Origin of the sequence: Microbacterium sp. KR10-403 (assembly GCF_040196215.1) — a bacterium.
In the GTDB taxonomy this organism is placed as follows: Bacteria; Actinomycetota; Actinomycetes; order Actinomycetales; family Microbacteriaceae; genus Microbacterium.
Map to the genome: position 1 here is coordinate 442965 of NZ_JBEGDC010000004.1, position 25116 is coordinate 468080.

The window sequence follows — 25116 nt, forward strand, 5'->3', positions numbered from 1 at the left end:
CGAAACCGACTGCCGAACTCCCGTGCGTGTCGACGCGCACGCCTGCCGACCGAGCGCACGATATCTTGCAGATGACCTGAAGCTTTTTTGGGGTTTCCCAACCGGCGGACGGATGATGGACGTCGTGTCCGATCGCGTTGCGCCCTCCCCCGAATCCTCCGAAGCCCCCGCCGTCTACACCCTCTGGGCCGCGTTCGCGCGTCCGGCCGGAGCCGCCGTCCCCGAAGGCGCGCTGAGCACCGCCGGCGCCGACCTCGACGCGGCCATCGCCGAGGTCGAATCCACCGGCGTCACCGTGCGCGGTACCTACGACGTCTCGGGCTTCCGCGCCGACGCCGATCTGCTGTTCTGGCTGCACGGCCCCACGCCCCGCGAGCTGCAGGCGGCCCTGCGCATCCTGCGCCGCGTGCCCGCGATCGCCGCACTGACCCCGCGCCAGACCTTCGTCGCCGTGCACCGCTCGGCCGAGTTCAACAAGCAGCACATCCCCGCGTTCGTGCGCGGCGTCGAGCCCAAGCCGTGGCTCGCCGTGTACCCGTTCGTGCGCAGCAAGGACTGGTACCTGCTCCGTGACTCCGAGCGCAGTCGTATGCTGCGCGAGCACGGGATGGCGGGCGCGTCGTACACCGGCGTGCTCACCAACACGGTCGCGGCCTTCGCGCTGGGCGACTACGAGTGGGTCGTGCCGATCGAGAGCGACGAGCTGGTCGACCTCGTCGACATGATGCGCGACCTGCGCTACGTCGACGCCCGCCGCCACGTCGTCGAAGAGACCCCGTTCTTCACCGGCCACGTCGTCTCGACGGCCGAGGTCGCCGAGGTGCTGTCGTGACCGACTTCGACGCGATTCTGCTCGCGAGCTTCGGCGGTCCCGAGGGCCAGGATGACGTCATCCCGTTCCTGCGCAACGTGACCCGCGGCCGCGGCATCCCCGACGAACGGCTCGAAGAGGTCGCGGTGCACTACCGGCACAACGGCGGTGTCAGCCCGATCAACGCGCAGAACCGGGCCCTCAAGGCCGCGCTCGAGACCGAGCTCGCCGCCCGTTCCATCGACCTGCCCGTCTACTGGGGCAACCGCAACTGGGACCCGTACTTCCCCGACGCCGTTCGCGCCGCACACGAGGCAGGCGACGACCGGCTGCTCGCCGTCGTCACCAGCGCCTACACCTCGTACTCGGGCGTGGGCCAGTATCGCGAGAACTTCGAGCAGACGCTCGCCGACACCGGCCTCGTGGGAACGGTCACGATCGACCGGCTGCGCGAGTTCTTCGACCACCCCGGCTTCGTGGCTCCCTTCATCGAGGGCGTGCGCGAGGCGGTTCGGGATGCCGCGACCCCGACGCACGTGCTCTTCGTGACGCACTCGATCCCGAACACGGCGGCCGAGGCATCCGGCCCCGAACACGGCCCCGGCGGCGCGTACGTCGCGCAGCACCTCGCCGTGGCCGACGTCATCGCCGCCTCCGCGGCTCCCGGCGTCGCATACTCGCTCGCGTATCAGTCGCGCAGCGGCGACCCGCGCACCCCGTGGCTCGAGCCCGACGTCAACGACGAGATCCGGCGGCTCGCGGCTGAAGGCGTGCAGCACGTCGTCGTCGTGCCGATCGGCTTCGTCAGCGACCACATGGAGGTCATCTGGGACCTCGACACCGAGGCCGCCGAGACCGCCGCAGAGGTGGGCGTCGGCTTCACCCGCGTCGCGACCCCGGGTGTGCACCCTGCGTTCGTCTCGGGTCTGGTGGACCTCATCGAGGAGCGGCTGAACGACATCCCCGACGCCCAGCGTCCGCACCTGACGGCCCTCGGCCCGTGGCCCGATCACGCGACGGTCACCGGAATCGACGCCGCAGAGCCCGCGGTGGCCCGATGACCCTGCACGTCGGCACCCGGGGCAGCGCTCTCGCGACCGCGCAGACGCAGCAGGTCGCCGACGCGCTGGCCGCGGCCCTGGGCGGCGTGGACGTCGAGATCATCCGCATCACGACGCACGGTGACACCTCGCGCGCCTCGCTGTCGAGCCTGGGCGGCACCGGAGTGTTCGCCACCGCGCTGCGCGACGCACTGCGCGCGGGCCAGTGCGATGTCATCGTCCACTCGTTCAAAGACCTGCCCACGGCGCCCTCGCCGGGCCTCGTCGTCGCCGCGGTTCCGCCGCGCGAAGACGCCCGCGACGTCGTCGTGACCCGCGACGGCACCCGGCTCGAGGATCTGCCCGCCGGCTCCCGCGTCGGCACCGGATCGCCGCGGCGCATCGCCCAGGTGCGCGCTGTGCGGCCCGATCTCGAGGTCGTCGACATCCGCGGGAACGTGGACTCGCGCCTCGCGCGCCTCGACAGCACCGGCGAAGACCGGCTCGATGCGGTCGTGCTCTCGGCGGCCGGGCTCAACCGCCTGGGCCGCACCGAGGTCGCCGCCGAGCCCCTTCCGCTCGAGGCATGGCCCTCCGCTCCCGCGCAGGGAGCCCTGGCGATCGAGGTGCGCGAGGCCGACGCGACCGGCACCCCGCTCGCCGCCGCGCTCGCGCAGATCGCCGACCCGGCCTCCGCCGCCTGCGCCGCCGCCGAGCGCGGTGTGCTCGCGGGCCTCGAGGCCGGCTGCTCGGCCCCGATCGGCGCGAGCGCGCACGTCGACGGCGACGCCCTGACCCTGTCGGCCGCCGTGTACAGCCTCGACGGACAGCGGCAGATCTCCACCACCGTGACGGCCACCGGCGCCGACGCGGGCGAGCGCGCGGCCCGCGAGGTCGTCGCAGCCCTGCGCGACGCAGGATCCGACGAACTGAACTGATACCGCGGGCCGCCGCCCGCTTGAGGAAGTGAACCGATGAGCACCTGGCATCCGGTCATCCGACCCCGTCGCCTGCGCACCACCCCGGCGATGCGCCGCGTGGTCGCCGAGACCCGCGTCCACCCGGCACAGCTGATCCTGCCGCTGTTCGTGCGCGAAGACATCTCCGTGCCCGCGCCGATCAGCTCGATGCCGGGCGTCGTGCAGCATACGCTCGACTCGCTGAAGGGGGCGGTGCAGGATGCCGCGGCCGCCGGCCTCGGCGGTGTGATGCTGTTCGGAATCCCGGCCGTGCGCGACGCCACAGGATCCGGAGCGACCGATGCCGACGGCATCCTGAACCGCGCGACGACCGTCGCAGCTCGCGAGGCCGGCGATGCGCTCGTGGTGCAGACCGACCTGTGCCTCGACGAGTTCACCGACCACGGCCACTGCGGAGTGCTCGACGCGAACGGCACGGTCGACAACGACGCGACGCTCGAGCGCTACCGCGACATGGCGGTGGCGCAGGCGCAGGCGGGCTCGCAGCTGCTCGGTCTCTCGGGCATGATGGACGGCCAGGTCGCCGCCGTGCGCGAGGCGCTCGACGACGCCGGCTTCGCCGACACCGCCGTGCTCGCGTACGCGGCGAAGTACGCGTCGGCGTTCTACGGCCCGTTCCGCGAGGCCGTCGACTCGCAGCTGCAGGGCGACCGGCGCACCTATCAGCAGGATCCGGCGAACCGCGTCGAAGGGCTGCGTGAGGCCGCACTCGACGAGGCCGAGGGCGCCGACGTGCTCATGGTCAAGCCGGCGATGAGCTATCTCGACGTGCTCGCCGACGTCGCGGCGACCGCGCAGGTGCCGGTGTGGGCCTACCAGGTGTCGGGCGAGTACGCGATGATCGAGGCCGCGGCCGCCAACGGCTGGATCGACCGCGACCGCGCGATCCGCGAGAGCGTGACGGGCATCCTGCGCGCCGGCGCGGGCGCCGTGCTCACGTACTGGGCGCTGGAGCTTGCCGCATCGGAGGGACGGGCATGACCAACGAGACGGCGTTCGAGGCGGCATCCACCGTCATCCCCGGCGGAGTGAACTCGCCGGTGCGCGCCTACCGCTCGGTGGGCGGCGCGCCCCGCTTCCTGGTGTCGGGCCACGGACCGTACGTGGTCGACGTCGAGGGCCGGGAGTACGTCGACCTGGTGTGCTCGTGGGGCCCGCTGCTGCTCGGACACGCGCACCCCGCGGTGCTCGACGCCGTGCACGCGGCGGTCGACCGCGGCCTGTCGTTCGGCGCGTCGACGCCCGCCGAGACCGAGCTCGCCGAGGCCGTGATCGCGCGGCTTGCGCCGGTGACAGCGGACGGCCGCCCCGTCATCGAGCAGGTGCGTCTGGTCTCGACCGGCACCGAGGCGACCATGACCGCGATCCGGCTGGCGCGCGGCGTCACCGGGCGCTCGCTGGTCATCAAGTTCGCCGGGCACTACCACGGGCACTCCGACGGCCTGCTCGCCGACGCCGGCAGCGGACTCGCCACCCTCGCCCTGCCCGCGTCCGCCGGCGTGCCGGCCGAGATCGCCGCACAGACGCTCGTGCTGCCGTACAACGACCCCGCCGCGGTCACCGCCGCCTTCGCCGAGTACGGCGACCGCATCGCCGCGATCATCGTCGAGGCCGCGGCGGCGAACATGGGCGTGGTGAAGCCCGCGCCAGGGTTCAACGCGTTCTTGGCGCAGACCGCGCACGACAACGGCGCGCTGCTGATCGTCGACGAGGTGCTCACCGGCTTCCGCGAATCCGCGGCCGGCTGGCTGGGACTCGAGCCCGTCGCCGCGGACATCGTCACGTTCGGCAAGGTGATCGGGGGCGGGATGCCGCTGGCCGCCCTCGGCGCGCGGCGCGAGATGATGGAGCAGCTCGCTCCCCTGGGCCCCGTCTACCAGGCCGGCACGCTGTCGGGGAACCCGGTCGCGGTCGCCGCAGGCCTCGCGACCCTGCGCACGGCCGACGCGGACGTGTACGCGCGGGTCGATGACGTCGCCGCGACCATCTCGACGGCGGTCGACGAGGCGCTGTCTGCGGCGGGTGTCGAACACGTCATCTCACGCGCAGGCAACCTGTTCAGCATCCAGTTCCAGTACACGCTCGCGGCCGACTACGCGGGTGTGCAGCGGCAGGAGGCGTTCCGCTACGGACCCTTCTTCCATGCGATGCTCGAGGCCGGTATCTCGCTGCCCCCGAGCGCCTACGAGGCCTGGTTCGTCAGCGCCGCGCACGACGACGCCGCGGTCTCGCGCGTGCTCGAGGCGCTGCCGGCCGCGGCGCGTGCGGCGGCCGCGGCGACGCCGGCCTGAGCCCCCGGGCGCTCTCCCAGACTTCGGAGCATCGCGCGAAGTTCGGAGCGATCGCGCACAACGGTCCGAGCTTCGTCCCATCCTCCGAAGTCTGTGAGGCCATGGCGGCGTGCGCCATGTTCCGGGCCGCTGTGGGGGATGGATGCCGCGGCCCGCGGCATCCCGTCACCTGCCCACCGACCGCCCAGCGCGGACGGTCTATGCTTGACGCGGCGTGAGACGCGCCCTGGAGAACGAGAGCGAGGTGGTTCGACATGAGTAGTGACAGTTGCAGTCCGTTGCCGAACGCCACCTCCACCGCTCTGCACTGAGCCCTCTGCGCTGAGCCAGGGGTGGCACCCCTTCCCATCCGACCCGCGTGGGCGCTGCATGCGCCTGCGCGCTGCAGGAGGCTCCGCCATGACCATCCAGGAACTCACCGACCGTATCGACGACCTCGCACAGCTGCTCTCGGGCAATGAGCTGGTCGCGGCATCCGACGCCGTCACCGCGCTGGATCCGCATGAGATCGTGACCGCGATCGAACGCCTGAGTCCCCGGGCGGGCGCGGTGCTGTTCCGGCTGCTGTCGAAGGACCGGGCCCTTGCCGTCTTCGACGCGCTCTCGCCCGCAGTGCAGGGAGACCTCGTCCGGCAGCTGCAGGACTCCGAGGTCGCCACGGTGTTCGCCGACCTCGACCCCGACGACCGCGTGTGGCTGCTCGACGAGCTGCCGGCCTCGGTCGCGCAGCGCCTGCTGCAGGGGCTGCCGGTGCGCGACCGTCAGCTGACCGCGGCCGTGCTCGGATACGAGCAGGATGCCGTGGGCCGCCGTATGAGCCTCGACTTCGTGACCACGCACCCCGGCCTCACCGTCGCGCAGACGATGGAGCGCGTGCGCGCGCGGCTCGACGACGCCGAGACGGTCTACACGCTGCCGGTCACCGGCGCCGGGCGTGAGGTCGTCGGCGTCGTCAGCCTGCGCGATCTGATGTCGGCGTCCGACGACGCGGCCATCGGTGACGTCATGACCGAGCCGCAGACGGCGAGCGCCACCAGCGACGCGGAGCAGGCCGCGCGCATCTGCGCCGACCGCGGGCTGCTCGCGCTGCCGATCGTCGACAGCGAGCGGCGGCTCGTCGGCATCCTCACCCTCGACGACGCAGCCCGCATCCTGAAGCACGAGGAGAGTCAGGATGTCGCCCGCCAGGGCGGCGTCGAGCCGCTGGGACGCCCGTACCTGAGCACGCCGATCCCTCGGCTCGTGCGCTCGCGCGTCGTGTGGCTGTTCGTGCTCGCCATCGGGGCGACGCTGACTGTGCAGGTGCTCTCGCACTTCGAGGCGACCCTGGCGGAGATGACCGCGCTCGCGCTGTTCGTGCCGCTGTTGATCGGCACCGGCGGGAACACCGGCAACCAGGCGGCCACCACCGTCACCCGCGCGCTCGCGCTCGGCGAGGTGGCGCCGCGCGACATCCTGCGCGTGCTCGGACGCGAGGTGCGCGTCGGCTTCCTGCTCGGCCTCGCCCTCGGCATCGTCGGGTTCACCATCGCCGGCGCGATCTACACCTGGCCGATCGGCGTCGTGATCGGCCTGACCCTGATCGCCGTGTGCACGGTGGCGGCGACCATCGGCGGGATCATGCCGCTGGTCGCACGGGCCATCCACGTGGACCCGGCCGTGTTCTCGAACCCGTTCATCACGACCTTCGTGGATGCCACGGGCCTGGTGATCTACTTCCTCATCGCGAAGACCGTGCTCGGGCTCTGAGCCGCCTGGCGCCGTTCCATCCGCAAATCCCGGACGGTATTCGTCGTAAATCGCCACGGGACGGTCGGGCCGATTTCGTTGACGGTCGATTCACAGCATCCCTACTGTGACTTCTCAACAACCGAATATCTGTGTGTTCCGATTTCCCCCGAAAGGACATCACGTGCATCATCCCCTCCGCGTGACCGGCCTGGCGCTCACCGCCGGCGCCGTGATCGCAACCGCTCTCGCGGCCGTCCCCGCCGCAGCCGACTCCGACACGACCGACGGCAGCGACGCCACCACGGTCGAGGTCTTCTCACAGGACGGGTCGATCACCCGCACCGAGGTCGCGACCCCGCTTGCGCGGGCTCGCTCGTTCGCCGCGACCCCCACCGCGGAAGCGACCCTGACTCCGGTCGAGATCCACGGTCCGAGCGAGAACCGCATCGACCTGGTGTTCCTCGGCGACGGCTACACCGCCGATGAGCAGGACCTGTACGACGAGCAGATGAAGGCCGCGTGGGAGCTGCTGTCGGAGCGTGAGCCGTTCCACACTTACCGCGACCTCTTCAACGTCTGGAGCATCAACATCACCTCGCCGGTGTCGGGCGTCAGCGGCGACCCCACCGCCGACGTCGTCAAAGACACTCCGCTCGGCACCTACTACTACTGCAACAACCTCGACCGCCTCATCTGCGCCGACGTCGATGCGGTCAAGCAGTATGCATCGCTCGCCCCCGAGGCCGACCAGATCGGCGTGGTCGTCAACAGCTCCACCTACGGCGGCGCCGGCTACACCTCCGACGAGATGGTCACCTTCAGCGGCGGCAACGCGTCGGGACCCGAGATCCTGTCGCATGAGCTCGGCCACTCGATCGGCGACCTCGCCGACGAATACCCCTACTACGCCTACCCCGGCGACGGCAGCGAATGGGTCTGGGACGAGCCGGTCGAGGCGAACGCGTCGACCTACGACGCCGCCACGATGACGGCCGACCACCTGAAGTGGTGGCGCTGGCTGGGCGAGCCCTCGCCCGACGGCGGAGTCACCGACACCTACGAGGGCGCGTACTACACCGAACTGGGCGTCTACCGCCCCAGCGAGAACTCGCTCATGCGCAGCCTCGGCCGCGAGTTCAACCTGCCCAGCCGCGAGAAGATGGTGCAGTCGTTCTACACGTTCACGGGGCTCATCGACGCGCACACGGCCAACGACACGGCGGTCAAGGCCAAGAGCACACTCACCGTCAGCGCGGTGCCGATCGACACGGTGAAGATCCGCTGGTATGTCGACGGCAAGGAGTACAAGCCGTGGCGCGGCAAGTCGACCGTGCGCATCAACACGGTCAGCAACGGCCACGGTAAGGGTGCGCACAGCAACGGTGGCGTCGACGTGCGCACCGTGAAGGCCGTGGTCACCGACACCACCTCCTGGGTGCGCGACCCCGAGTTCAGGGCGGACTACCTGACCGATTCCGTCACCTGGACGGTCGCGCCGGAACCGCACAAGAAGCGCTGACCCGACAGCGATACAGGCCCCGCGCGCGTCACGAACGCGCGCGGGGCCTGCCGTCGTCTCTCGGCCGCCCTACAGCTTCACCTCCCCGCAGAGGTGCACCGTGATGCCCATGCCGTCGAGCATTGCGGCCTTGGCGGCGAGCGCCTTGTCGGCGGTCTCGGCGTCGGGGGCGTAGACGAGCTGCGCGTGGTTGGCCTTGTGCCGCGCCATGAACTGGTCGCGGCTCTGGCCGTGCAGCACGACGCTGGCGATCGGCCACTCGGGGTTCGTCAGATCCTTGCGGCGCTGCGACTCCTCCGCGGGCAGTTCGACAACCGACCCGCGGAACAGGTCCGCGTGCAGAGCACCGTCCGCGATGTAAATGCGCGAGAGCACCACCTCGCCGGGCTTGGACACCCCGTTGATCGTCGCGCCGCCGGCGGGGAAGAACACGTGCCCCTGCCTGTTGCCGACGGCCTTGTCCCAGCCGCCGAGGTGCGACGCCGGCACCGACCCCGAGATCTCGTAGACCCACACGAACTCGCCGTCGTAGTCCTCGCCCCAGCGCACGTCGTGCAGGGTCGTGTCGGGGTTCAGTCCCATCGCCGTCCACACCCGGTTGGTCACGAGCGCGTCGACCGCGACGCCCTCGTCGGCCTCGTTGAAGTGCGGGAACGCGCGGCCCGCGTGCAGCTCACGCTGTCCGTCGCGCGAGAGCACCGGCGGCCGGTCCGTGGAGTTCAGGATGCCCTCGGCGAGGTCAGACGCCGGCACGAGGTCCTTCAGGCCCTGCTGATACTGGATGCCCACGGCATCCAACCCGAAATCGTCGGCGATGCGCAGGGCGGCGATGTACATCTTGAGCTGCCACTGCACCTGGTCACGGGTGAGCTCGGTCGCGGCATCCTGCCCGTACTCGAACGTCATGCCCTGATCGGTCAGCCAGTCGTAGGCGGCGTCGGCCTCGGCGTCGGTCACGGTCAGCATCTCGGCGTACAGCGCCGACTGCGACAGGCGCTCCTTGTAAATGCCCGTGTGGTTGAGCAGCTCATCGTCGAAGATCGCGTTGTACATACCCATGCAGCCCTCGTCGAACACGCCGATGATGGCCTTGTCGTCGACCAGCTGCGCGGCCAGCGCCCTGCCCAGCTCGACCTCGGGCGACGACGGCAGCGCGGGCAGATCGCGCACGTGCGACGCGTCGTGGGTGATGCGACCGGTCTCGACCCACTCCTTGAGCCCCGCGCGGAACCACTCGTCGGTGAAGTCGACCGACCAGATCGTCGAGTACTCCTTGTCCATCTTCGTGAGCCCGGCGTTCAGGCCGAGAAGCCCGACCAGCCCCGGCCAATCGGGCGCGAAGTTCGCAGTGGTCAGGATCGGCCCGCGGTGCGTGCGCAGGCCGGCGAGCACGTGATGCGAGTACTGCCAGTTCGCGATCGCGACCACGAGCGGGGCGTCGACGGGGATGTTCTTGAACACCTCCATGCCCATGCGCTGACTGCGGATGAACCCGTGACCGCGCTCTTCGTCGACGCCGAAGGCGCGCTGCACGCTCCAGCCGAGCTCCTCGAAGGCCTTCGTCACCGCCGCCTCGACCCCTGCCTGCACCGGCCAGCTGTCGATGTTCGCCGGTTCGCGAAGGTCGCCCGAGGTGATCAGGTAGACCGTGTTCGGGGCCGCAGTCGGCCGCGCCGTCGGCGTCGGGAAGGTGTAGTCGGTCATGGTGCCTCCTTGAGGTCGGGGTCGGTGAGTGTCGCGTGCTGGGCCCGTACCAGCTCGTGCACGACGTCCTTCGTGCCGGCATACAGCCGCAGGTAGCGGTCGAACAGGTCGTCATAGACGAGGGATGCCGCGGGATCCGGCTCGATCGTCCGCACGATGGGGTTCCAGTCGTCGATGCGCGGGGCTTCACCGGGCCCCGCCACTGCCGTCGCGGCGAGGAACGCCGCGCCGTAGCTCGCGCCGATCGTCGTCTGCGGAACCTGCTGGGTCAGGCCCGTGGCATCCGACACGATCTGCATCCAGAGCGCGCCTTGCGTGCCGCCGCCGACGGCGACGATGCGGCGGATGTCCGCGCCGGCGGCGCGCATCGTCTCGACGTTGTGCCGCACGCCGAGCGCGGTGGCCTCGAGCGCGGCCCGGTAGAGGTCGCCGCGCGAGTGGTCGAGCGTGAGTCCGGCGATGACGCCGCGCGCATCGGGATCGAGGATCGGTGTGCGCTCCCCGGCGAAGTACGGCAGCATCACCACTCCGCGCGCACCGGGGCCGGATGCCTCTGCCTCCGCGAGCAGCACGGGGTAGTCGGACCCGGTGAGCTCCTTCAGCCAGGCGGTGATCGCACCGCTGGTCGCAAGCCCTCCGGCGAGGTTGCGGGTGCCCTCGAACGCACCCACCGTCGTCCACATCGACGGGGTGCGCAGGGTCCGCTCGCCGGTCACGATGAGGAACATCGTCGTGCCGTACATGAGCATCAGATCGCCGGTCCCGTGCGCGCCGACGCTCACCGCCTCGCTCCATGCGTCGATGGTGCCGGTCGTCACCGGTGTTCCGACCGGGATGCCGGTGGCCTCGGACGCCTCGGCCGTCACGGTTCCGGCGATCTCGCCCGCCCAGCGCAGCCGAGGACGCTCGATGCCGGGCGCGAAGCGATCCCACCACGGCTCGTGCCACGCACCTCGCTCGACGTCGTAGAGCGGGGTGGTCTGGCTCGCCGACTGGTGGTCGAGCACGTATGCACCGGTGAGCTTGCGGGCGAGGTACGAGGCCGGCATGAACAGGCGACGGGCTCGCGCGTAGGCGGCGGGTTCTTCGTCGGCGATCCAGACGATCTTGGGGCCGGCGGCCTGGCTGCTCAGGCGAGACCCCCCGACCCGGACGATCTCGTCGACGCCGAGCTCCGCGGTCATCCGCTCGATCTGCGCAGTCGCGCGGGTGTCGACGCCGTAGAGGATGGCGGGGCGGACAGCCTCGTCGTGTTCGTCGGTGAGGGCGACGCATGGGCCCATGCCGCTCACGCCGACGCCGGTGAGATCGATATCATCGCCCGCGCGGGAAAGCAGCTCGCGGGAGAGCGCGACGAACTCGCGCCACCAGACCGCGGCATCCATCTCCGCCCAGCCCATTCGTGGACGCCCGACATCGTGCGCAATCGCGCCCGTGGCGAGGGTCGCGCCGGCCTCGTCGAGCAGCGCACCCTTCGTGCTGGACGTGCCGACGTCAACGCCGAGCGTGCACTTCATCGCGTCCTCCCGGTGCGGTTTCTGACGCCTTCGCGACCGCGGCCCCACGCTACACGAAATCGATTTCATACACAATGCGCCGCAACCGCAGCCCACTCCGAGGTCCACCCCTCGCCGAGATGACCCTCCTGTCGCCGAGATCACCCGGTGCGGAGTGCGGTAGGCGTCTGGAGCACCCCGCGTAGAGGAGGGTCTCTCACACACAGGAGGGTTATCTCGCGCGCAGGAGGGCGGGCGGGAGGCCGGGGCTCAGACCGCGCGAATGGCCGTCGCCGGTTGCACCTCGTTGCGCAGCACGACCGTGCGAGCCGGTTGGTCATCGCCGCCGATCCGCTCGAGAAGCAGCTTCGCGGCCGTGACACCCATGTGCCGCGCAGGCAAACGCACAAGGGTCACCGCGCTCGGCGACAGCGTGGTGAACGGCAATGAGCCGATGACTGCCACGCCGAGCCGCGGCGGAGTCAAGCCGTGCTCGGTGAGGACCTGGATCGCTCCAACCCCGATGAGGTTGTTCCCCGCGACGACGGCGTCAGGCGGCCCCGGCAGGCTGAGCAGCTCTTCCATCGCCTTACGCCCGCCTTCCACCTGGAAGCTCGAGTAGTGCAACAGCTCGTCGACGGGGGCTTCGGGCAGCCGCTCGGCCATGACCCTCCGCCACCCCTGGGCGCGCTCCTGCGCGGTCTCGATGTGCTCGGGCCCCGCGAGGAAGGCGATGCGGCGGTATCCGGCATCCACCAGATTCTCTGTGGCCGCCGTGCCGGCCGCGCGATTCGCCATGACAACACCGTCAATGTCGTATCCGGTACCGCGGTCGACGGCGACGACTGGTCGACCCGTGGCGATAATGTCGTCGAGATTGGTATGGTCGGCGGCCGCTGCGAGGATCACTCCGGCCATGTGCTCGGCGACCGCGATCTGCAGGTACCGGGCCTCCTTCTCGACCTGCGCGTCGGAGTTGCACAGCACAACGGAATACCCAGCGCTTTGCGCGACGTCTTCGACTCCGCGTGCAAGTTCGGTGAAGTACGGGTTCTCGATGTCGGGTATCACGAGGGCGATAACTTCCGACTCCTGCCGGCGCAGCGATCGGGCTGTGCGGTTCGGACTGAAGCGCAGTTGCCGCGCAGCATCCCTCACCGCCTGCGTCTTCTCCTCGGAGACGCCGAGCCCGTTGAAGACGCGCGAGACGGTCGCCGGCGAGACTCCGGCCAACTTTGCCACCTCATAGATCGTGGTCATGCACTCACCCCGCGTATCGTGCGCGGGATGTTCTCGCGCACGACACTCACCCTAGCGCGATGAAATCGATTGCTGTGGCTGGCCGCAGCTTCGCCCCCTCCAGAAGGAGCACGCCACTATTCCCGTTGGATTTTCGCTTTCGACAGGCCCCAGCATTGGGAATTCCGCGGTTTGTGGAGATATCGGAAGGATCCCCGCCTTTCAGACGAAATCGGTTTCATGTTGACATAGGCTCCCGGCAAGACCTCGTGCATCCGCGCGCTGATCGGTACAAGGAAGTAACGGAGGACACAGCATGTCAAGGAGAACAAAGCGAGGCTGGATCGCCGCGGCGGCCCTGGCCGCCGGTACGCTCGTGCTCAGCGCCTGCGCAGGCGGTGCCGCCCCAAACAACGGCGGCACCGAGTCCGGCGACACGGGCAAGATCACGTTCCGGTCCTGGAGCCCGATCCAGCAGACGACGCAGCAGATGGTCACGGCGTTCCAGGACGCGAACCCCGGCACCACGATCGACTCGACGATCTTCAATTACCCGGAGTACCTGGTCGACCTGCAGACCCGGGCCAGCTCCAACACGATGCCCGACATCATCGGCCTGCAGCCGGGCGCGCTGACCCAGCAGTACCGCAACAACCTGCTCCCGCTCAACGAGTGCGCGGAGAAGACGTGGGGCGCGAACTGGAAGGACAAGTTCTACCCGATCGGCCTCGAGCAGGCGCAGCTGGGCAACCCGAAGGGCGACGACAACTACTACGCGCTGCCGATTCTGGTGCAGACCGTGAACATGTGGGCCAATACCAACCTGTTCTCATCCGCGGGTCAGCAGATCCCCAAGACCTGGGACGAGCTGGCGAACACCGTCAAGGCGATGAAGGGCGGCTCGTACACGCCGTTCCTGCTGCCCGCGAAGGACAGCTGGGTGCGCAACGTAGTGTTCCTGCAAATCGCCAACAACGTCGATCCCGGATACGTCTACAAGGCCGAGGACGGCTCGGCGAAATGGACCGATTCGCAGATCGTGAAGGCGTTCGACTACTGGCAGAAGCTGTTCACCGACGGCATCGCGCAGAGCGGCGCGCTGAGCCTGGACAGCTACCCCAGCGGCGCGAACCAGTTCGAGGCCGGCAAGGCCGCGATGATCCCGCTGGGCGCCTGGTGGATCCAGCAGTCCGACCCCACGAAGGACCAGTCCACGATCCCCGACCTGTCCAAGGGCATGTCCGGATACCAGCCCTTCCTGTTCCCGACCGTGCCCGGCGGCGCGGCCGAGTCGCAGTACGTGGGTGGCACGGATGTCGCGCTCGGCATCTCGAAGAACACGAAGAACCCGACCCTGGCCTGCAAGGTGCTCACCGACTGGATCGCCGGCGAGGGCGCGCAGAAGCTCGTCAACACCATGAACGACATCCCGGCGGTGCAGGGCGTCACCCCCGAGAAGTTCACGAGCGACAAGCAGAAGCAGATCTGGGACATGTTCGTGAACGACTGGCTGCCGAAGGTGAAGTACTCGCGCTACTTCGAGAGCCCGAAGATCGACACCGCGGTCGGCGACGCGCTGTCGGCCGTGGCCACCGGCTCGCAGACGCCGGAGCAGGCCGCCGCCGCCGTGCAGAAGGTCCAGGACCAGGTCCTCGCCGCAGGCTGATCTCCGACCGCTCGTGAGAGGGCGCCCCGGACCGCGTACAACCGGGGCGCCCTGAGAGGACCACCATGACCACTCTGACCGTGAGAACCAGACTTACCCGCAACCTTCCCGGGCTCGCGTTCCTCGTGCCCGCCCTCGTGCTGTTCGCCGTGTTCGTGGTCTACCCGATCGTCTACAACATCCAGGCGAGCACCCTCGACTGGGACGGCGTCAACGCCGGCACCTTCGTCGGGCTGCAGAACTACGTGCAGCTGTTCCAGGATCCGGTGTTCCTGATCACCCTGCGCAACTCGGGGCTGTGGATCGTGCTCACGATCATCCCGCAGTCGCTGATCGGGTTCCTGCTCGCGCTCGGCCTGAACCGCGGTGTGTTCGCGAGCACCGCCTATCGGGCGATCTTCTTCGTCCCGGCGATCCTGTCGCCGGTGGTGGTCGGCATCGTGTGGCAGCGGATCATGGATCCCTCCAACGGCGTGATCTCGTCGGTCGGGCGGGCCACCGGCATCACCTGGCTCACCGGGGACTGGCTCGGCAGCCCGAGCACGGCGATCTTCGCGGTCATCTTCGTCAACGTGTGGATGTGGACCGGCTTCTCGATGCTGTTCTACCTCGCCGGGCTCCAGCTCATCGACAACAACGTCCTGGAGGCCGCCAAGATCGACGGCGCGAACGGGTTCCAGACCACGCTGGGGATCACGTTCCCGCTGCTGAAGTCGACGCATCTGTCCCTCCTGCTCCTGGGGGTCATCGGGTCGCTGAAGACCTTCGAGCTCGTCTACGTGCTCACCCAGGGCGGCCCCGCGCACGCATCCGAGATGCTGCCCACTTACGCCTTCGAGCAGGCGTTCCAGCTGCAGAGCGTCGGATACGCGTCCACGATCAGCGTCGTGCTGATCGTCATCGCGGTCGCCGCATCGCTGTCCATGGTCCGAGTGTTCGGTGCCGGCTTCATCACGGGAGACGAGAAATGACGACCACGATGACGCAGCGTCTGCTCACCACCGACGAGGCCACGCGCCCCGGTGGGCCCCGGCTGCACCACAGCAGGAGGGTCTCGGGCCGCCGACGCTGGCTGCACTTCGTGCTCATCCCGCTGGGGATCTTGTGGATGGTGCCGGTGTTCATGGTCGTCGGCCTGTCGCTGATGCCGTCGAACAACCCGGCGACGACGTTCTTCGGGATGTTCCCGGCGGCGCCGTCCTTCTCGAACTACGTGCTCGTGTGGCAGCAGAACCCGATCCTGCTGCACCTGCTGAACAGCCTGCTCATCACCGTGCCGTCGGTCGTGATCGTTGTGATCGTCGGCGCGATGGCCGCGTTCTCGCTGGCCCGGCTCCGGGTGCCGCTGCGCGCGTTGTTCTTCGGCATCCTGATCCTCGGGCTCGTGCTCCCGATGTCGGGCATCGTCGTGGCGGTCTTCAAGATCCTGCAGTCCCTGAACCTGTACAACTCGATCCTCGGGCTCGTGCTCGTGTACTCCGCCCTCGGGCTTCCGTTCGCGGTCATCATCATCCGCACCGCGTTCCTCGCGATCCCCTACGAGACGTTCGAGGCGGCGGTCATCGACGGCGCGAGCGTGTGGCAGATCTTCTGGCGCATCTACCTGCCCCTCGCCCGGCCGGCGATCTCGGTCGTCGTGATCTGGCAGGTCATGATGGCGTGGAACGACTTCCTGCTGCCGCTGGTCTCGCTCAGCGACAACGACAAGAAGCCGCTCACACTCGTGCCGCTGGCCTATCAGGGCATCTTCCTCAGCCAGCCCGGCGCCCTGTTCGCCGTGCTCGTGCTGATCTCGATCCCGGTGGTCCTCGTGTTCCTCTCGATCCAGCGCTACCTGGTCAACGGACTGGCGGGGGCCATCAAATGAGCCTCGTCGGGATCGATCTGGGAACCAGCGGCGTGCGGGCCGCGGCTTTCGACGAGCACGGCGCGCTGCTGGCCGAGCACGCGGTGCGCACACCGCTGTCGCGCTCGGCCGACCGCGTCGAGACCGACGCGGAAGCCGTGCTGGCTGCGGTCTGGGAGGCGACGGCATCCATCGTCATCTCCCCGGCCGTGCTGAAGGACCCCGTCACGGCGGTGTCCTTCAGCGTTCAGGGTGAGGCGGTTGTCCCCGTCGACGCACAGGAGAGAGCTCTCGCGCCCGCCCCAGTGAGCATGGACCGCCGGGGGACGCACGCGGCGTCCGTCATCGACGGTCTTCTGGGCCATGCCGCGTTCCAGACGATCACGGGGCAACCGCTTCATCCCATGTTCTCGATCTTCAAGATCGCCGCGGGCGGCGACGGCTGGACGGATGCCGCCGGCTACCGCACGCTCGACGCATTCGTGGCGGCGCGGCTGGGTGCCTTGCCCGCCACGGACTACTCGATGGCCGCACGCACCGGCGCGTTCGATGTCGGACGGCTCGACTGGTCGGACCGGACGCTATCGGCCGCCGGCGAAGCCGCCGGAATCGAGATCCCCGCCTCGGCGCTGCCGCGGGTAGCCGCTCCCGGGACCGTGATCGGCGCCGTCGACGCGGATGCCGCGGCCCGCACCGGTCTCGCCAAGGGCACGCCGATCGTCGCGGGCGTGCACGACCAGGCGGCCTCGTTCCTCGGCGCCGGCGGCGCGGCGGGGGGCCCGAGCGTGTTCGCCCTGGGCTCCAGCGACTGCCTCACCGTCCTGACCGCGCACCGCCCGGCGGGCCTGGACGGCACCGGGTTCGCGTGCTATCCGATCGCAGAAGGGGCGTGGATCACGCTCGCCGGCACGGCGGCCGGCGGCTGGTCGCTGGAGTGGTTCGCCGACCTCGTCCGCGAGCCGATCTCCGACCTGTTCACGCAGTTCGACGACGCCCCCTCGCCCCTGCTGATTCTGCCGTATCTGGCGGGCTCGGGGACGCTCGACAACGACCCAGGGGCCCGAGGGGTGATCGCGGGCCTGGCGCTGGACACGACCCGGCCGCAGCTGGCCCGCGCGTTCCTGGAGTCCACCGGCTACGAGCTCGCGAAGATCACGGCGGCGTTCGCCGATCGCGGCATCAAGGTGGGTGACATCCGCACGGTGGGCACCGGCGGGTCGAACGAACGCGCCCTGCGCGTGCGTGCCAACGCGGCTGGGCGCTCCCTCCGGCCCGTGCCCGGCCAGTCGTCGGCGCGCGGGGCGGCTCTGCTGGCAGGCCTGGGCACCGGCACGTTCACCGGACTGGACGCCCTTCCCGACGCGCTGCTGGGCGAACCCGCCGTCCCAGACCGGGAGCACGCGGACTGGTACCGGCGGCAGCGCGAGCGCTTCGTCGACCTGTACATCACGACCACACCGACCATTCACACGCTCGTGAACGATGAGGAGAAAACATGAGCACGTTCGATCTCGCCGCCGCCAAGGAGCAGATCCTGGAGTACTGCCTGCGCTCGATGCAGTACGGCCTGAACTTCAACACCCAGGGCAACATCAGCATCCGGGTCCCGGACCAGCCGAACCGCTTCCTGATCACCCCGACCGATCTCGAGTACGACAAGATGACCGCCGAGGACATCGTGCTCGTCGACGGGGACTCGAACCTCATCGAGGGACCGCACGAGCCGAGTTCCGAGGTCACGGTGCACATGGCTGTCTACCGGCGCCGCCCGGACGTCAACGCGATCGTGCACACCGAGCCGGTGTTCGCGAACGTGTGGGGCGTGATCGGCGAGCCGATCCGGGGAACCCTCGTCAACATGGTGATCTACACCAAGGGGGACGTCCCGATCATGCCGTTCGCGCTGAGCAACCGCACCGAGTTCGGCGACGCGATGTGCGATGTCATGGGCGATCTGAACGCGGTCGTCTGGGGGAACCACGGTCTGCTGACGGTGGGCGAGAACCTCCGCGACGCGTTCAAGACGTCCGTCGCGGTCGAGTCCGCCGCGAAGGTGCAGATCTACTCGCGCATCGCCACCCCGACGCCGATCGTCCTCGAGTTCGAGAAGCTCGGCATCACCACGTCGCTCTGATTCGAGGCATCCCGAACACCATGACTCTGAAGACACTTACTGAGGTCCTCGCCCACGCAGAGGCGGACAGCTACGCCGTCGGCGCGTTCAACGTGTCCGACCTGAACCAGGCAGTCGCCGTCCTGCGCGCCGCGCGGCAGGAGCAGTCCCCCGTGATCGTGCAGGCGATCGCCGGGATGCACCCCTACGACGACGAGGGGTGGTGGTGGGATCGGCTTCGCGAGCTGATCGAGAGCCACCCCACCGTCGACGCGGTGCTGCACCTGGACCACGGGCGCACGTTCGACGACTGCCGACGCGCGATTGAGCACGGGTTCACGAGCGTCATGATCGACGCGAGCCGGGATGCGGCAACCGACGAGCCCGCCGACTTCGACGCGAACGTCGCGGCCACCCGCGCGGTCGTCGAGCACGCGCATCCGCTCGGGGTGAGCGTCGAGGGGGAGCTGGGAACGATCGGCGGGGCAGAGGCGGGCGTGCGCGGGATCGTGGAGGACATCATCTTCGCCGATCCCGCGCAGGCCGCCGAGTTCGTCGCGCGGACCGGGGTGGACGCCCTGGCAGTGGCCGTGGGCACGAGCCACGGCTCGGTCAAGTTCACGACGGACGAGCAGGGGCAGCGGCTGCGGATCGGGCTCATTGCCCAGATCCACGCCGGGATCCCCGGGACGTTCCTCGTGCTCCACGGCAGCAGCTCGATCCCCGCCGACAGCGTCCGCACGATCAACGAGCACGGCGGGCGGCTGCCGTCCTCGTACGGGATCGACACCGAGCAGAAGCAGCAGGGCATCGCCTCGGGCATCCGCAAGATCAATCAGGGCACCGACTCGCACCTGGCGTGGACAGCAGCCCTGCGCGAGGCGCTGGACGCCGACCGCACGACTGTCGAGCCGAGCGCCGCGATCGGCGTCACGATCGACGCGATGGCCGCCGCCGTGGCGCAGCGGATGCGCGAGTTCGGCTCGGCGGGACGCCTGGCGGTCCACTGAGGTGCACGGCGGCCGCGTCCTCGTTGACAGCGGCCGCCGCGCCGGGCGAGACTGCAAGCGATGAATCAGCCATCGAGATATCTGCCTGCCGCGGCCCGACGACAGCACATTCTCGCCCTCATCGAGCGACGCGGCTTCGCCAAGGTGACCTATCTCGCGAACTACTTCGGGATCTCCGAGGTGACCGCGCGCGCCGACCTCGAGGCGCTCGCGGAGACGAACGCGATCCAGCGGGTGCACGGGGGCGCGATCTCGGGACTGGGATCGGCGACCCTGGAGCGCACGTTCGACGTGGCGGCCGGCGAGGCGGCCGCCGAGAAGGTTCGGATCGGCGCGGCAGCGGCGGATCTCATCAAGCCGCATCAGGTCGTGATGCTCGACGTCGGCACTACCACCACGGCGATCGCGCGCGAACTTCCGCGCCGCGAGCAGCTGGCCGACATCACGGTTGTCACGAACGCGCTCAACATCGCCCTCGAGCTGGAGACGGCGTATCCCCGGGTGACCGTCGTCGTCACGGGCGGCACGCTGCGGCCCGCCCAGCACTCCCTCGTCGATCCGATGGCCGACGCGCTGCTGTCCCGGGTGCGCGCCGACATCGCCTTCATCGGCTGCAACGGGGTGTCGGTCGAGTCGGGGATCAGCAATCTGAACTTCCCCGAGGCGGACGTCAAACGCCGGCTCCTCGCGGCGGCGGCCAGGCGCGTGCTGGTCGCCGACAGCTCGAAGATCGGTGTTGTCCGTAGCAGTCGAGTGGGTCCACTTAGCGATGTGGATCTGTTGATCACAACCAAGGAGGCAGACCCGAAGCAGCTTGATCTTGTGAGGAAGACCGGCCTGGAACTGCTCATCGTCTGATTCTTCACCTGTTGCAAGGATCAAGGCGATCGGGTGGCAGTGGACAACCGGAGGGTCACCCGCCCGTCAGTCCGCGGACCGATCCTCCTGTGCCGTTTCTTCGATACTCCGCTGCAGTTGCTCCCACACGAGGTCGAGTCGACGCAGGCTCTCGTCGTCCAGGGCTCTCAGCGGCCGACGGCAGCGACCGCAGCCGACAGCGTACTTGCCGACCAGATACTTCGCCGCGCCGAAGACCTCCTCACGCACCATGCCGTCGAGAGTCTCGTTGATTCGAACCTGAACGGTGCGTGCGCCTGCGAAGTCGCCGTTGCGCGCGCGTTCCCGCAAGGACAGGAAGAGCTCGATCTGCAGCCCCACGGTCGTGCCGATAGATGCTGTTGCGCCCATCGACAGTGCGGGCAGATAGAGCTCATCAAAACCGTTGATCAACTGCACGTCAGGGTACTGAGCAACGAGTCGCTCTGCCCCGAAGAGATTTTGCGACGTGTGCTTGATCCCGATGACCTGAGGAAGCGCCATCAGCTCTTCGTAGCCGCCGTCGACGATGTCGCGTCCGGTGAACTGTGGGATGTTGTAGACGACGAACGGGATGTCCACAGCATCGATCACCTCGCGGTAGTGCGCAATGACGTCCGCTGTCGAGTATCCGTAGTAGAGCGGTGGAATCATGGATATCGCCGCTACTCCGGCCGCCTGCACAGCCGCCGCAAGTTCGAGAGCTTCACGTGTTGTCATCGCGCCGACGTGTGCGAAGACCGGGACACGTCCTTGGGCTGACTCGACCGCTGTCCGTGCGACGGCGATGCGTTCCGCAGCACTCAGCAACATCCCCTCGCCGGTCGATCCGCCGACATAGACGCCTTCCACCCCCCGGCGGATGTCGGTGTCGACCAGTGACGCAAGGCTGTCGAAGTCGATTGACTCGTCTTCGCGCATCGGAGTGCATGCCGCGACGAAGAGACGTTCGCCAATCAGATCGCTCACCATGCCGTCCACCCTCCGTCCACGACGAGGTTCGCGCCGGTCATATATCGAGACGCGTCCGAGGCGAGGAAGATCAGCGCTCCGTTGTACTCATCCGCCTGCGCCATGCGTCCGATAGGGATACGTGCCTCGTAGTTCGCGTGGAACTTGTCGTCTTGTGTGTCGCGCCACACCCCGGCCGGGGTGAGGGTATTCACCCGAATGCCTTCGCGCCCCCAATATGTCGCGCAGTATCGGGTCAGGTTGTACACACCCGACTTGGCGGCGGAGTACGCGACCGGCTTCACGAAGGGGACCCCCGTGTCTTCTGCTTTGTATGCATATATGTCCTGCACAGGCGAGACCATGCCGTAAATCGACCCCACGTTGATGATCGAGCCGGAGACCCCTGCCTCACGCATGAGCCGACCGGCCGCTTGCGTGACGAGGAAGGTACCGACGAGATTGGTCTCCACCACCTCTCGGAAGATCTCCGGCGGAAAACGTTCAAAAGGTCCCGATACCTCTGGCGGTGCGCTGGGTTGGGTATCGATCCCGGCGTTGTTCACGAGGACGGTCGGCACGCCCCAGGTGTTGACCACCTGCCGGAGCGCGCGTTCCACACTCTGCTGATCTGTGATGTCCATCCGCACTGCGAGCAAACGGCCGTCGTCGTCTTCGATGCCCAGTCGGGAGGCGGCATCCTCCATATCTCGACGAGATGTGACGGCCACACGTGCGCCGCGCTCATGCAAGGCCTTTGCGAACTCAGTCCCGATCTGGCCGAAGGCGCCGGTGACGACCGCGATGCGATCAGTGACCGAGAAGAGAGGATCATTTGCCTTTTCCATAAGATCGCTCCTCAGATCCGGTGTTCGGTCAGATAGTCGCGATCGAGGACGAGACCATGGCCGGGCCCGGTCGGAGGGAGATAGCGCCCGTTTCGCGTCTGCCCTGTGGAGGCGAAGATCCCGAGGTCTGTCCACGTCCCCCCGTCGGTCATCTCTGCATAGGAGATGTTAGGGATGGCTGCCAGAATGCTGGCACTGAGCTCCATCACGAAATGCGGAGTCATCGGCAGATTTCTGGTACGCGCGGCCGCTGCAATGTCGAGGTACCCAGTGATACCCCCGACACGACCGAGGTCGGCTTGCACGAAGTCCACCGCGCCGCCATCGAAGTACTGCACGAACTGGTCGACCGTGTAGACGTTCTCACCCAGCCCGATCGGCGTGCGCACCTCGCGGGCAAGACGCACATGCCCAGGGATGTCATCGGCCGGCAACGGCTCTTCTACCCAGAGCAGATCGAACTGCTCGAAGCGCGAGAAGGCGCGGACTGCCTGGGGATAGCTCCAGCCCTGATTCGCATCGACGGCGACAGGGAATGCACCTACTGCCTCGCGGATCTTTGCGAGACGCTCGACATCCTCTTCAAGGTCAGGCTTGCCAACCTTGACCTTCGCTGCGGCGTAACCTTCCGCGCGCCAGCGTCGTACCTGTTCTACGACCTCTTCGGCCGACAGATTCAGGTTGATGCCGCTCCCATAGAGCGGCACGCTATCGCGGACGCGCCCGATGAGGTCGACGACGTTGGCTCCCAGCGTCTTCCCGAGCAAGTCCCAAGCGGCGATGTCAAAGGCCGACAGCGCATGCGTGGTAACACCTGCACCCCCGATGTCGTGCACGTACCGATAGGCGCGGTTCCAGAGAGCGCGCGGCGAAACCCGCTCCCCCGCCAGCACCGGAGCGATCTCTGCCGCGAGAGCACCGATCGTGCGCGCACCCATACCGGAAGTGTGGCTGAACCCAGTCCCCACCAGCCCGTTGTCTGCATGCAAGTCGACCACGGTGACCTCAATGTCGGTCACCTTGTGAATCTGGTCTCCCCACGGTCCCTGCGGCAGCGGCACCCGCGCAAGGGAGATCTCTATCCCCTCGATCCGCGGGATCTCGGTGCTGGTCGGCCGAACGCCGATCTTCGTGTCTGTCATTCCTGTTGCCTTTCGGATCGGTGGAAGTGTGGATCAGCCTTTGACGGCGCCAGCCGCAAGGCCTCCAATGAGCTGCTTCTGAACGAGCATGAACCCGAGCAGGACGGGCACCGCGGCGATCACACCACCCGCGGTGAGTAGGTCCCATCGCACCTGGTAGTCGCCGATGAACAACTGCAGTCCAACGGGAATGGTTTGGCTGGCGGTTGTCGACGTGAACGTCAAGGCGTAGAGAAACTCGTTCCACGAGAAGATGAAGATGTATGTCCCTGCCGCCGTCAGCCCGGGCCGCATCAGAGGCAACAGGATGTGACGCACCATCTGGAACTTGGAGCAGCCATCCACAGTGGCTGCCTCGTCGAGTTCGGGCGGTAGCCCGTCAAGGAATCCCTTGAGCAAGTACGTCGCAAACGGCGTTGCAAAGGTCGTGTAGACCAGCACGAGGCCCACAGGGCTGTCGAGCAGGTGACCGGTCTTGAGCATCGTCGACAGCGGAATCACGAGAAGAACGGCGGGGAACAGCTGCGCGATAAGCAAGACAGTCAGCAGGGCGGTGCGTCCACGGAACCGAAAGCGTGACAGTGAGATGGCAGCTGCGGATGCCACGATCAGCGAGAAGAGCACCGTACACAGGGCCGTCACCAAGCTGTTGCGCATGTATGCGAGGAACGCCGTCGTCTGGAACAGTTCGATGTAGCCCCGCACACTGAGCGTCGAAGGCAACTTGCTCATCCCGTTCGCAATCAGCTCCTTGCCAGGCGTGAACGACGTCAGAAGCATGACAAGATACGGGCCGAGCGTGGCGATGAGCCACCCCACGATGACGACATAGAGTCCGACACGACCAAGACGTCGAAGCCCGCGGAAACGACTGCCCGGTGGCCGCACCACGGGAATCCGCACCGTGTGCAGCCCATCAGTAGTGACGAGCGTGCTGCTGGTCATCGCTTTGCTCCCTTCGTCTGCGTCAGTCGGAGGTAGATGACGACGAGGATCGCCAAGATGACCGCTTGAATCACCGCGTACGCCGCCCCGTTGCCCATCTGCCCCTGCTTGTACGCCGTCAGATACGACTGCAGCGGTATGGTCGTCGACGCAATGCCGGGGCCACCGCCGGTGAGCACATAGGCGAGATCGATGTAGTTGGCCGTCCAGATGAGGCGGAGCACCAATGTAATGAGCACCGTTGGCAAGATCGAAGGAACCACGACGTGGCGGAATACGCCCAGCACGCCGCAGCCGTCAGTTCGCGCGGATTCTTTGAGCTCTTCGGGCACCGCTTGCAACGCCGCGAGCACCATGACGGCAAAGAACGGAATTCCCTGCCAAGCGTCGATGGCGATCAGCGTCGGCAAGGCCGTGTGCGGGTCAGACAGCCACGCGACCGGATCAGCCATGAGACCCATCCGCTCTAGCACTGTGTTGATGAGTCCACGGTTCGGATCGAGCAACCACAGCCAGATCAGCGCAACGAGCACGCTCGGTGTCGCCCACGGAATCATCGCCAGTCCGCGCACGACGCCACGCAGCTTGAATCTCTGATTGAGCAGAAGCGCCCCGATGACGCCAAACACGAGTTGGAGCCCGACGCCACCGACAGTCCAGAACACCGAGTTCGCCACGAACGTCCCGAACTGAGGGTCTTGAAACAGCTCGATGAAGTTATCGAGCCCGACAAACCCAACGGTTCCGCCGAGCAGGGTGGTCTTGGTCAACGACAACCAGATCGCCCGCAGGAACGGATACGCGACAAAGACGAACAGGAGAATCAGCGTCGGCGAGACAAAGATGAGGATGGTCGGGTCGAACCGGCGCTTAGCGCCGGTTCGACCCTCAGCAAGCGTCGCTGACAT

The 25116-nt window shown here is 67.9% G+C and carries 22 protein-coding genes; 14 read left to right on the top strand and 8 right to left on the bottom strand.

Annotated features, from left to right (window positions below):
• The first annotated feature begins 115 nt into the window (after positions 1–115).
• From hemQ to ABMQ42_RS11370, 7 genes are all read left to right on the top strand, one after another.
• Complete coding sequence (hemQ, locus tag ABMQ42_RS11340) at positions 116–832, top strand: hydrogen peroxide-dependent heme synthase (protein ID WP_502884676.1); 717 nt, start codon at positions 116–118, stop codon at positions 830–832.
• A complete protein-coding gene (locus tag ABMQ42_RS11345; protein ID WP_349723097.1) occupies positions 829–1872 on the top strand; it encodes a ferrochelatase in 1044 nt (347 codons plus the stop codon). The genes hemQ and ABMQ42_RS11345 overlap by 4 nt, the downstream gene beginning before the upstream one ends.
• A complete protein-coding gene (gene hemC, locus ABMQ42_RS11350) occupies positions 1869–2789 on the top strand; it encodes a hydroxymethylbilane synthase (protein WP_349723098.1) in 921 nt (306 codons plus the stop codon). The genes ABMQ42_RS11345 and hemC overlap by 4 nt, the downstream gene beginning before the upstream one ends.
• Before the next feature lie 36 nt (positions 2790–2825).
• Complete coding sequence (hemB, locus tag ABMQ42_RS11355; protein ID WP_349723099.1) at positions 2826–3812, top strand: porphobilinogen synthase; 987 nt, start codon at positions 2826–2828, stop codon at positions 3810–3812.
• Positions 3809–5122 (top strand): glutamate-1-semialdehyde 2,1-aminomutase, encoded by a 1314-nt coding sequence (hemL, locus tag ABMQ42_RS11360; RefSeq protein ID WP_349723100.1) that lies wholly within the window; start codon positions 3809–3811, stop codon positions 5120–5122. Before hemB ends, hemL begins: the two co-directional genes overlap by 4 nt.
• A 399-nt stretch (positions 5123–5521) precedes the next feature.
• The gene (gene mgtE / locus ABMQ42_RS11365; protein WP_349723101.1) at positions 5522–6871 is read left to right on the top strand and encodes a magnesium transporter; all 1350 of its coding nucleotides are present in this window, start codon (positions 5522–5524) and stop codon (positions 6869–6871) included.
• A 163-nt stretch (positions 6872–7034) separates the two neighbouring features.
• On the top strand, positions 7035–8372 hold the full coding sequence (locus ABMQ42_RS11370) for a M64 family metallopeptidase (protein WP_349723102.1): 1338 nt from the start codon (positions 7035–7037) through the stop codon (positions 8370–8372).
• A 69-nt stretch (positions 8373–8441) separates the two neighbouring features.
• On the opposite strand, the gene ABMQ42_RS11375 is transcribed toward ABMQ42_RS11370, so the two are convergent.
• The 3 genes from ABMQ42_RS11375 to ABMQ42_RS11385 form a co-directional block, all read right to left on the bottom strand.
• Entirely contained in the window at positions 8442–10076 is a 1635-nt protein-coding gene (locus tag ABMQ42_RS11375) for a fucose isomerase (protein WP_349723103.1), read from the bottom strand.
• Positions 10073–11593, bottom strand: coding sequence for an FGGY-family carbohydrate kinase (locus ABMQ42_RS11380; RefSeq protein ID WP_349723104.1), 1521 nt, complete (start codon positions 11591–11593; stop codon positions 10073–10075). Before ABMQ42_RS11380 ends, ABMQ42_RS11375 begins: the two co-directional genes overlap by 4 nt.
• 249 nt (positions 11594–11842) lie before the next feature.
• The gene (locus tag ABMQ42_RS11385) at positions 11843–12832 is read right to left on the bottom strand and encodes a LacI family DNA-binding transcriptional regulator (RefSeq protein ID WP_349723105.1); all 990 of its coding nucleotides are present in this window, start codon (positions 12830–12832) and stop codon (positions 11843–11845) included.
• A gap of 295 nt (positions 12833–13127) precedes the next feature.
• On the opposite strand from ABMQ42_RS11385, the gene ABMQ42_RS11390 reads away from it, so the two are divergent.
• The 7 genes from ABMQ42_RS11390 to ABMQ42_RS11420 all read left to right on the top strand — a co-directional run bounded on the left by ABMQ42_RS11390 (position 13128) and on the right by ABMQ42_RS11420 (position 20304).
• Positions 13128–14477 carry an ABC transporter substrate-binding protein gene (locus ABMQ42_RS11390; RefSeq protein ID WP_349723106.1) on the top strand — a complete coding sequence of 450 codons (1350 nt, stop codon included), beginning with the start codon at positions 13128–13130 and terminating at the stop codon, positions 14475–14477.
• Positions 14478–14542: 65 nt separating this feature from the next.
• A complete protein-coding gene (locus ABMQ42_RS11395; protein ID WP_349723107.1) occupies positions 14543–15448 on the top strand; it encodes a carbohydrate ABC transporter permease in 906 nt (301 codons plus the stop codon).
• Positions 15445–16344, top strand: a complete 900-nt coding sequence (locus tag ABMQ42_RS11400) for a carbohydrate ABC transporter permease (RefSeq protein WP_349723108.1) — start codon at positions 15445–15447, stop codon at positions 16342–16344. Before ABMQ42_RS11395 ends, ABMQ42_RS11400 begins: the two co-directional genes overlap by 4 nt.
• Positions 16341–17822 carry an FGGY-family carbohydrate kinase gene (locus ABMQ42_RS11405; protein ID WP_349723109.1) on the top strand — a complete coding sequence of 494 codons (1482 nt, stop codon included), beginning with the start codon at positions 16341–16343 and terminating at the stop codon, positions 17820–17822. Before ABMQ42_RS11400 ends, ABMQ42_RS11405 begins: the two co-directional genes overlap by 4 nt.
• Positions 17819–18457, top strand: a complete 639-nt coding sequence (locus ABMQ42_RS11410) for a class II aldolase/adducin family protein (RefSeq protein WP_349723110.1) — start codon at positions 17819–17821, stop codon at positions 18455–18457. Before ABMQ42_RS11405 ends, ABMQ42_RS11410 begins: the two co-directional genes overlap by 4 nt.
• 20 nt (positions 18458–18477) lie before the next feature.
• Positions 18478–19446, top strand: a complete 969-nt coding sequence (locus ABMQ42_RS11415) for a ketose-bisphosphate aldolase (RefSeq protein WP_349723111.1) — start codon at positions 18478–18480, stop codon at positions 19444–19446.
• Positions 19447–19506: 60 nt separating this feature from the next.
• Positions 19507–20304, top strand: a complete 798-nt coding sequence (locus ABMQ42_RS11420; protein ID WP_349723112.1) for a DeoR/GlpR family DNA-binding transcription regulator — start codon at positions 19507–19509, stop codon at positions 20302–20304.
• A gap of 66 nt (positions 20305–20370) precedes the next feature.
• On the opposite strand, the gene ABMQ42_RS11425 is transcribed toward ABMQ42_RS11420, so the two are convergent.
• The 5 genes from ABMQ42_RS11425 to ABMQ42_RS11445 are packed head-to-tail and all read right to left on the bottom strand — an operon-like array spanning position 20371 to position 25116.
• On the bottom strand, positions 20371–21294 hold the full coding sequence (locus ABMQ42_RS11425; protein WP_349723113.1) for a dihydrodipicolinate synthase family protein: 924 nt from the start codon (positions 21292–21294) through the stop codon (positions 20371–20373).
• A complete protein-coding gene (locus tag ABMQ42_RS11430) occupies positions 21288–22121 on the bottom strand; it encodes an SDR family oxidoreductase (protein ID WP_349723114.1) in 834 nt (277 codons plus the stop codon). The genes ABMQ42_RS11425 and ABMQ42_RS11430 overlap by 7 nt, the downstream gene beginning before the upstream one ends.
• An 11-nt stretch (positions 22122–22132) precedes the next feature.
• Positions 22133–23263 carry a mandelate racemase/muconate lactonizing enzyme family protein gene (locus tag ABMQ42_RS11435; protein ID WP_349723115.1) on the bottom strand — a complete coding sequence of 377 codons (1131 nt, stop codon included), beginning with the start codon at positions 23261–23263 and terminating at the stop codon, positions 22133–22135.
• A gap of 33 nt (positions 23264–23296) precedes the next feature.
• Positions 23297–24208 carry a carbohydrate ABC transporter permease gene (locus ABMQ42_RS11440; RefSeq protein ID WP_349723116.1) on the bottom strand — a complete coding sequence of 304 codons (912 nt, stop codon included), beginning with the start codon at positions 24206–24208 and terminating at the stop codon, positions 23297–23299.
• Positions 24205–25116 carry a carbohydrate ABC transporter permease gene (locus ABMQ42_RS11445; RefSeq protein ID WP_349723117.1) on the bottom strand — a complete coding sequence of 304 codons (912 nt, stop codon included), beginning with the start codon at positions 25114–25116 and terminating at the stop codon, positions 24205–24207. The genes ABMQ42_RS11440 and ABMQ42_RS11445 overlap by 4 nt, the downstream gene beginning before the upstream one ends.

Coding starts and splice junctions, on each gene's coding strand:
- hemB (WP_349723099.1), top strand. CDS start 2,826: ATGAGCACCTGGCATCCGGTCATCCGACCCCGTCGCCTGCGCACCACC.
- ABMQ42_RS11430 (WP_349723114.1), bottom strand. CDS start 22,121: ATGGAAAAGGCAAATGATCCTCTCTTCTCGGTCACTGATCGCATCGCG.
- ABMQ42_RS11445 (WP_349723117.1), bottom strand. CDS start 25,116: ATGTCAGCGACGCTTGCTGAGGGTCGAACCGGCGCTAAGCGCCGGTTC.
- ABMQ42_RS11385 (WP_349723105.1), bottom strand. CDS start 12,832: ATGACCACGATCTATGAGGTGGCAAAGTTGGCCGGAGTCTCGCCGGCG.
- ABMQ42_RS11415 (WP_349723111.1), top strand. CDS start 18,478: ATGACTCTGAAGACACTTACTGAGGTCCTCGCCCACGCAGAGGCGGAC.
- ABMQ42_RS11440 (WP_349723116.1), bottom strand. CDS start 24,208: ATGACCAGCAGCACGCTCGTCACTACTGATGGGCTGCACACGGTGCGG.
- ABMQ42_RS11380 (WP_349723104.1), bottom strand. CDS start 11,593: ATGAAGTGCACGCTCGGCGTTGACGTCGGCACGTCCAGCACGAAGGGT.
- hemL (WP_349723100.1), top strand. CDS start 3,809: ATGACCAACGAGACGGCGTTCGAGGCGGCATCCACCGTCATCCCCGGC.
- hemC (WP_349723098.1), top strand. CDS start 1,869: ATGACCCTGCACGTCGGCACCCGGGGCAGCGCTCTCGCGACCGCGCAG.
- ABMQ42_RS11425 (WP_349723113.1), bottom strand. CDS start 21,294: ATGGTGAGCGATCTGATTGGCGAACGTCTCTTCGTCGCGGCATGCACT.
- ABMQ42_RS11400 (WP_349723108.1), top strand. CDS start 15,445: ATGACGACCACGATGACGCAGCGTCTGCTCACCACCGACGAGGCCACG.
- ABMQ42_RS11390 (WP_349723106.1), top strand. CDS start 13,128: ATGTCAAGGAGAACAAAGCGAGGCTGGATCGCCGCGGCGGCCCTGGCC.
- hemQ (WP_502884676.1), top strand. CDS start 116: ATGGACGTCGTGTCCGATCGCGTTGCGCCCTCCCCCGAATCCTCCGAA.
- ABMQ42_RS11435 (WP_349723115.1), bottom strand. CDS start 23,263: ATGACAGACACGAAGATCGGCGTTCGGCCGACCAGCACCGAGATCCCG.
- ABMQ42_RS11375 (WP_349723103.1), bottom strand. CDS start 10,076: ATGACCGACTACACCTTCCCGACGCCGACGGCGCGGCCGACTGCGGCC.
- mgtE (WP_349723101.1), top strand. CDS start 5,522: ATGACCATCCAGGAACTCACCGACCGTATCGACGACCTCGCACAGCTG.
- ABMQ42_RS11420 (WP_349723112.1), top strand. CDS start 19,507: ATGAATCAGCCATCGAGATATCTGCCTGCCGCGGCCCGACGACAGCAC.
- ABMQ42_RS11395 (WP_349723107.1), top strand. CDS start 14,543: ATGACCACTCTGACCGTGAGAACCAGACTTACCCGCAACCTTCCCGGG.
- ABMQ42_RS11405 (WP_349723109.1), top strand. CDS start 16,341: ATGAGCCTCGTCGGGATCGATCTGGGAACCAGCGGCGTGCGGGCCGCG.
- ABMQ42_RS11410 (WP_349723110.1), top strand. CDS start 17,819: ATGAGCACGTTCGATCTCGCCGCCGCCAAGGAGCAGATCCTGGAGTAC.